This window comes from Kitasatospora sp. NPDC059817 (assembly GCF_042731835.1).
Classification (GTDB): Bacteria; Actinomycetota; Actinomycetes; order Streptomycetales; family Streptomycetaceae; genus Kitasatospora.
In genome coordinates, this window is record NZ_JBHWIR010000094.1 from 23,129 (window position 1) to 29,277 (window position 6,149).

Sequence of the window (6,149 nt, forward strand, 5' to 3'; positions counted from 1 at the left end):
GCCCGTCAGCCGCCCAGCGCCTTGAAGAAGATCGTCGTCGGGTGCGCGACCCCCGCGGGGTCGGTCGCGTAGTCCGGCACCGAACCGACCCGGGTCCATCCGGCCGCCTCGTACAGCCGCTCGGCCGGGCTGCCCGTCTCGGTGTCCAGCACCAGCAGCCGCAGCCCCAGCTCGGCCGCCCGCTCCTCCAGCACCGCCAGCAGTCGCCCGGCCAGCCGCTGCCCCCGGTCCGCCGGATGCACCATCAGCTTGGCGACCTCGCCCCGGTGCCGCCCGTTCGCGGGCACCGCCCGGCGCAGTTGGATCGTCCCGGCGAGCCGCCTGTCGGCCTCCGCCCGGACCGTCCACAGCAGCAGCCGCTCCGCCGCGACCTCCGGGGCCAGCGACCGCCACCACGCCACGGCCTCGGCCAGCCCCAGCGGCGCGAGGAAGCCGATCGACCCGCCACCGTGGACGGTGTCCACCAGCAGCCCGGCCAGTTCCTCCGCCGCGCCGTCCAACTCCTCCGCCGCCACCTGACCGACCGCGTACGCCTCGCCCGCCATGTCGTCTTCCTCACTCGCTCGCGCCCGCCCGCCGCCCGGGCGGTTGCGCCATACTCGCCGGTACTGCGCCGAGACCGGGATCCCGTCGATATCCCGCCGACACTACAAGGAGCTTCGATGACGAAGCCGACCCGGATCGACCCGTCCGACCTGCTCGCCGTCGGCGACCTGCTCTCCGACGAGGAGCGGCTGATCCGCGACACCGTCCGGAGGTTCACCGAGGAGCGGATCCGCCCGCACATCGGCGACTGGTTCGAGCGCGGCGTCTTCCCGGCCCGCGAACTCGCCCCCGAACTCGGCGCCCTCGGCGTGCTCGGCATGCACCTCGACGGCTACGGCTGCGCGGGCGCCGGCGCGGTGGCGTACGGGGTCGCCTGCATGGAGCTGGAGGCGGCCGACTCCGGGCTGCGCAGCTTCGTCTCGGTGCAGGGCTCGCTCGCGATGCGTTCGATCCACGCCTTCGGTTCCGAGGAGCAGAAGCAGCGCTGGCTGCCCGGCATGGCCGCGGGTGAGCTGATCGGCTGCTTCGCCCTCACCGAGCCGGACTTCGGCTCCGACCCGGCGAACATGCGGACCCGCGCGGTGCGCAAGGGCGGCGACTGGGTGCTCTCCGGCAGCAAGATGTGGATCACCAACGGCAGCATCGCCGACGTCGCCGTCGTCTGGGCGCAGACCGAGGAGGGCGTGCGCGGCTTCCTGGTCGAGCGCGGAGCGCGCGGCCTGACCGCCACCGACGTGCACGGCAAGCTCTCCCTGCGCGCCTCCGTCACGAGCGAACTCGCCTTCGACGAGGTGGTGCTGCCCGCCGACGCCGTCCTGCCGGGCGTCACCGGCCTGCGCGGACCGCTCTCCTCCCTCAACGAGGCCCGCTACGGCATCCTCTGGGGCACCGTCGGCGCCGCCCGCGACTGCTACACCGCCGCCCTCGACTACGCGAAGAGCCGGATCCAGTTCGACCGCCCGATCGCCGGATTCCAGCTCACCCAGCACAAGCTCGTCGAGATGATGCTGGAGGTGGAGAAGGCCTACCTGGTCGCCCTGCGGATCGGCCGGCTCAAGGAGGAGGGCGCGGCCCGCCCGCCGCACATCAGCTTCGGCAAGCTCAACAACGTCCGCACGGCGCTGGAGATCGCCCGCAGCGCCCGGACCGTCCTCGGGGCCAACGGCATCACCACCGAGTACCCGGTGCTGCGGCACGCCAACAACCTGGAGTCGGTGCTCACCTACGAGGGCACCAGCGAGATCCACACCCTGATCCTGGGCGAGGCCATCACCGGCGAGTCCGCCTACCACTGACGGGCCGTCCACCTCGGGAATTCCGGTGGCCGGGACCGTCGCGGCCCGGCTACCGTGCCCACCGTGAACAGCAAGCCCACCACGCCCGGCACCGCCCCGACCACCACCCTCTGGCGCCCCACCGGCCCCGAGGAGCTGGCCCTGGTCGAGGCGTCCGGCCGGCGCGCCTGGCCGCCCCGGCTGCCCGAGCAGCCGATCTTCTACCCCGTCCTCAACGAGGACTACGCGATCCGCATCGCCCGCGACTGGAACGTCCCCGCCTCCGGCGTCGGCTACGTCACCCGCTTCGAGGTCGACACCGCCTTCCTTGCCCGCTATCCGGTGCGGCAGGCGGGCGGCCGTACGATCCTCGAACTCTGGATTCCGGCCGAGGAGTTGCCGGAGCTCAACCGGAACATCGTCGGCCGCATCGAGGTCGTCCACGAGTTCCGCCCCCAGCCGTGACGCGCGCCGCCGCGCCGGGCCCGGTTGGCGCGCGCCCGGGTGAGGAAGGCCCGGGTAGGGCGCGTCCGGGTGGGGCGCCCGCAACCGTGCCCCACCCGGCAGCGACGGCGCGCGAGGTGCGCACGGACCACGTGCTGCTCAGCTCCGCCCAGCGGACCAGCACCACCGCGCTGCTCACCCAGGCCGCCGCCCGGCGCGGCCTCGACACCGCCGTCCTGGACGGCCCGACCACGGTCGAGCGCCTCGCGGGGCGGCCCGTCCACTGGTACGGCGGCCCGCTCTCCGCGGCCCGGATCGCCGGACCGCTCGGCCTCGCCCTGCTCGAACCCGACGACGACTGGCTCACCCGCCTGCCCGAGGAGTTCACCCGGCGCCGGATCGAGCTCACCACCCTCGCCGAGGCGTGGACGCTGCGCCGCCCGGCATTCGTCAAGCCACCCGCCGACAAGTCGCTCCCGCCCGCGGTTTACCCGGACGGCACCCGCCTGCCGCGCACCGGCGACCGGATCGGCCCCGACACGCCCGTCCTGGTCAGCGAGCCGGTGACCTTCGCCGCCGAGTACCGGCTGTTCGTCCGCGACGGCGAGGTGCTCACCGGCAGCCGCTACGCCCGCTTCGGCCGGCTCGACCCGGCACCGCTGACCGCCGAGGCTGGCGCCTTCGCCCGGCGCCTGCTCGCGGCAGTCGGCGACACCCTGCCCAGCGCCGTCGCCCTGGACGTCGGCCCGATCGCGGACCCGTACGACCCGGCCGAGCACTGGGCCGTCGTCGAGGCGAACCTGCCGTGGTTCGCGCACTGCTACGCCGCCGACCCGGACCGCGTCCTGGACGTCGTGCTGCGCGCCGCCGGACCGGTCTCCCAACTCGCCCAGGCCGACCGCCGGTTCGTCCGTACGGCCGCCTGACACCCGGCGGACACCCCGCGTTCGGCGGGTGGACGCCGGGCGGTACGGCGGGAGGTGGAGCATGGCGCGGTCGGCGGCGCCCTCGGCGGGCGCGGCCGGATGTGTACGACCGAAAGGAACCCCCGCCATGTCCGCTGCCCAGTGGCCCCGCCCCCGGGTGCTCGTCGTCGGAATCGACGGCGTCCGCCACGACTACCTGGAGCACGTGCCGATGCCGCGCCTCCAGGAACTCGCCGAGGCCGGGTTCCTGGTGCCGGTGACCGTGGCGGACACCACGCCCACCATGTCCGGGCCGTGCTGGGCCACCATCGTCACCGGCGTCGAGCCCGCCAAGCACGGTGTCTGGGGCAACCACCTCGGCGGCAACCGGCTCGACGTGTTCCCCGACTTCGCCACCCGGCTCGCCCGCGGCGACCGCCGCCGCACCTTCGTCGCGGCCGGCTGGGACCCGCTGATGATCAACGAGTCCGGCGGCCCGCTGTTCCGCGCCCCCGGCCGGCTCTCGTACATCGCCCCGGCCGAGGACACCCCCGAAGCCTGGGAGGCCGTCGACGAGGAGGTCACCCGCGAGGCCGTCCACGTCCTGGGCACCGCCGACCCGGAAGCCTCCTTCGTCTACCTCGGCGCCGTCGACGAGACCGCCCATTTCCTCGGCTGCGGCGACGAGTACCGGGCGGCCATGCGCACCGCCGACGAACGCCTCGGCCGACTGCTCGACGCCGTCCGCGGCCGTGCCGACCACGCCGACGAGCAGTGGACCGTCATCGTCGTCACCGACCACGGCCACGTCGACGCCGGCGGCCACGGCGGCCGTACCGTCGAGGAGCGCACGGCCTGGGTCGCCTGCGCCGGGCACGGCATCCCGGCCGGCCCGCCCACCGGGGAGATCCGCCACCCGGACGTCGCCGCCCAGGTGTACGCCTCGCTGCTGCGCCCCATCGACCCGCACTGGACCCTCGACGGCCGGCCCTTCCCGGTCGCCCGGCCGGTGCCGGAGGCGGTGTCGGTACCGATCTGACCGGTGCTCTGATCGGCGGTCCGGCCGGTGCTCTGACCAGTGTTCCGACCAGAGTTCCGACCAGTGCTCTGACCAGTGCTCTGACCAGTGTTCCGACCAGCGGCCGGCACCGTTGCCGGCACCGGGCCCGACGACGCCTCAGGGGCGCGCTGATGCATCCGGGTGCAGCAGGCCGGGCTGCGCCGGAGACCGGCTTGAGTGACGCTCGATCGAGGCCCGGGCGGCACTTGAAGACGGTGTGCCAGCCTGGGCGCCCCACCGTGTAACCCCGAGACCGGGTCGCTGGACATACCTCTGAAGGTGGAGACGGTACCCCGTGGGATGGAGACAAGATCGCGACCTCGTGGTGACGCTCCGGAGGCGCGGCACGGGCCACGATGGATACACCCGGACGGCAGACCTCGCCGACCGGACCGGAACCGGAGACGGAGAGGACAGGCGGGCATGAAGGGCATCGTGAGCAAGGTCGCACTGGGAGTCGCGGGCACCGGCATGGCCGTCGCCGTGGCCGCCGTGGCAATCGGCCCGAGGGTGTCCGATTGGTACGACGGACGCCACCAGGAGCAGGCCACCTACGACACCGGCAGCCAGGCCAAGGCCGAGCGCCGTTCGATGCCGACCTGGCTGCCCGACAACGCCTCCTCGGTGAAGTACCTGATGTCCACCACCGGCGACGACCGCCTGCTGCGCGCCACCCTTCCGGAAGGACGGCTGCCCGTCGGCTGCAGCACCGGCCTGCCCGGCAAGTCCGCGCACTCGGTGCCGCTGTCGCTCAAAGCCGGCTGGTTCCCCGAGGGCGTCGCGGCCAAGGCCAGTGGCACCTGCGGGCACTACAACGTGACGCTCACCGGCAACCAGCTCTACGCGTGGCAGGACGGCGCGGCGGTGCAGGCGGCCCTGCGCTCGGAGCGGCCCACCAAGCACTGAGCCGGGTGCCGTGCACTGAGCCGAGCACCGTGCCCCGAGCCGGGTGCCGTGCGCCGTGCGCCGTGCGCGCCGTGAGGCTCCGAGTACGCCGACAGGCTCCGATCGGCCCGCCGGGCACCGACAGGTGCGGGCGGGCCGTCGTCGTGCGCGGGTGCCGCCGGGGTGGCCGACGGTGGACCAGAGGGAGGACCCCCGCTGTCGGAAACGGCCTGGGCTGCGATAGGACGGGGCGTGGACAAACCCGTCCCGCCCCCGTCCCGTCCCCCGTTCCGTGAGGAGCCCCATGCCCGGCCCGACCGTCGGCCCTGCCGGCGACACGTCGACCGCTCCCTCCGCCGCCGCCCCCACCACCGGCCAGTCCCGCCCCGGCCGGGCCACCATCGCCGTCCTGGGCGGCCTCGTGGCGCTCGGCCCGCTCACCACCGACCTCTACCTGCCCGGGCTGCCCGAGATCGCCGACGACCTGGTCGCCGAACCGGCCGCCGTCCAGCTCACCCTCACCTTCTCCATGTTCGGGGTCGCGGCCGGGCAGTTGCTCTTCGGACCGCTCAGCGACCGCTACGGCCGCCGCCCGCCGCTGCTCGCGGGGCTCGTCCTCTACACCCTGGCCAGCGTGGTGTGCGTGATCGCGCCGAGCCTGACGGTGCTGATCATCGCCCGCTTCATCCAGGGCGCGGCCGGATCCGCGGGGCTGGTCATCGGCCGGGCCGTCGCCCGGGACCGCTTCCAGGGCGTCGCGATGCTGCGGTTCCTGGCCTCCATCGCGCTGATATCCGGGCTGGCGCCGATCCTCGCCCCGATCGTCGGCGCGCAACTGATGCGGTTCACGTCGTGGCGCGGCACCTTCGGCGCGCTGACCGCGCTCGGGCTGCTCCTGACCCTGGCCGCCTTCGGGGCGCTGCGCGAGACGCTGCCGACGCAGGCCCGGGGCACCGGCGGGGTGGGCGCGGCGCTGCGCACGATGGGGCGGTTGCTGCGCAACCTGCCGTTCCTCGGGCTGGCACTGACCAGCGC

Annotated in this window: 7 protein-coding genes; 6 read left to right on the forward strand and 1 reads right to left on the reverse strand. The window is 74.2% G+C overall.

The window, feature by feature from the left end:
- Window positions 1–5: 5 nt before the first annotated feature.
- Entirely contained in the window at window positions 6–545 is a 540-nt protein-coding gene (locus ACFV61_RS20775; protein ID WP_380493164.1) for a GNAT family N-acetyltransferase, read from the reverse strand.
- Window positions 546–662: 117 nt separating this feature from the next.
- Between ACFV61_RS20775 and ACFV61_RS20780 the strand changes: the two genes are divergently transcribed.
- From ACFV61_RS20780 to ACFV61_RS20805, 6 genes are all read left to right on the forward strand, one after another.
- Window positions 663–1,841, forward strand: a complete 1,179-nt coding sequence (locus ACFV61_RS20780; RefSeq protein WP_063349898.1) for an acyl-CoA dehydrogenase family protein — start codon at window positions 663–665, stop codon at window positions 1,839–1,841.
- A 63-nt stretch (window positions 1,842–1,904) separates the two neighbouring features.
- Entirely contained in the window at window positions 1,905–2,285 is a 381-nt protein-coding gene (locus ACFV61_RS20785) for a hypothetical protein (protein ID WP_063351514.1), read from the forward strand.
- 116 nt (window positions 2,286–2,401) lie between these two features.
- Window positions 2,402–3,190, forward strand: coding sequence for an ATP-grasp domain-containing protein (locus tag ACFV61_RS20790; protein ID WP_244293493.1), 789 nt, complete (start codon window positions 2,402–2,404; stop codon window positions 3,188–3,190).
- A 127-nt stretch (window positions 3,191–3,317) separates the two neighbouring features.
- On the forward strand, window positions 3,318–4,208 hold the full coding sequence (locus ACFV61_RS20795) for an alkaline phosphatase family protein (protein ID WP_363366936.1): 891 nt from the start codon (window positions 3,318–3,320) through the stop codon (window positions 4,206–4,208).
- A 444-nt stretch (window positions 4,209–4,652) separates the two neighbouring features.
- Window positions 4,653–5,135: a hypothetical protein gene (locus ACFV61_RS20800; RefSeq protein WP_063349900.1), complete on the forward strand. Its 483-nt coding sequence runs from the start codon at window positions 4,653–4,655 to the stop codon at window positions 5,133–5,135.
- Window positions 5,136–5,418: 283 nt separating this feature from the next.
- A partial coding sequence (locus ACFV61_RS20805; protein ID WP_380493167.1) for a Bcr/CflA family efflux MFS transporter occupies window positions 5,419–6,149 on the forward strand: 731 nt, incomplete at its 3' end.

What these genes read in the sequence shown, in the direction of transcription:
- ACFV61_RS20775 (WP_380493164.1), bottom strand. Translation starts at nt 545, where the DNA reads ATGGCGGGCGAGGCGTACGCGGTCGGTCAGGTGGCGGCGGAGGAGTTG.
- ACFV61_RS20800 (WP_063349900.1), top strand. Translation starts at nt 4,653, where the DNA reads ATGAAGGGCATCGTGAGCAAGGTCGCACTGGGAGTCGCGGGCACCGGC.
- ACFV61_RS20780 (WP_063349898.1), top strand. Translation starts at nt 663, where the DNA reads ATGACGAAGCCGACCCGGATCGACCCGTCCGACCTGCTCGCCGTCGGC.
- ACFV61_RS20795 (WP_363366936.1), top strand. Translation starts at nt 3,318, where the DNA reads ATGTCCGCTGCCCAGTGGCCCCGCCCCCGGGTGCTCGTCGTCGGAATC.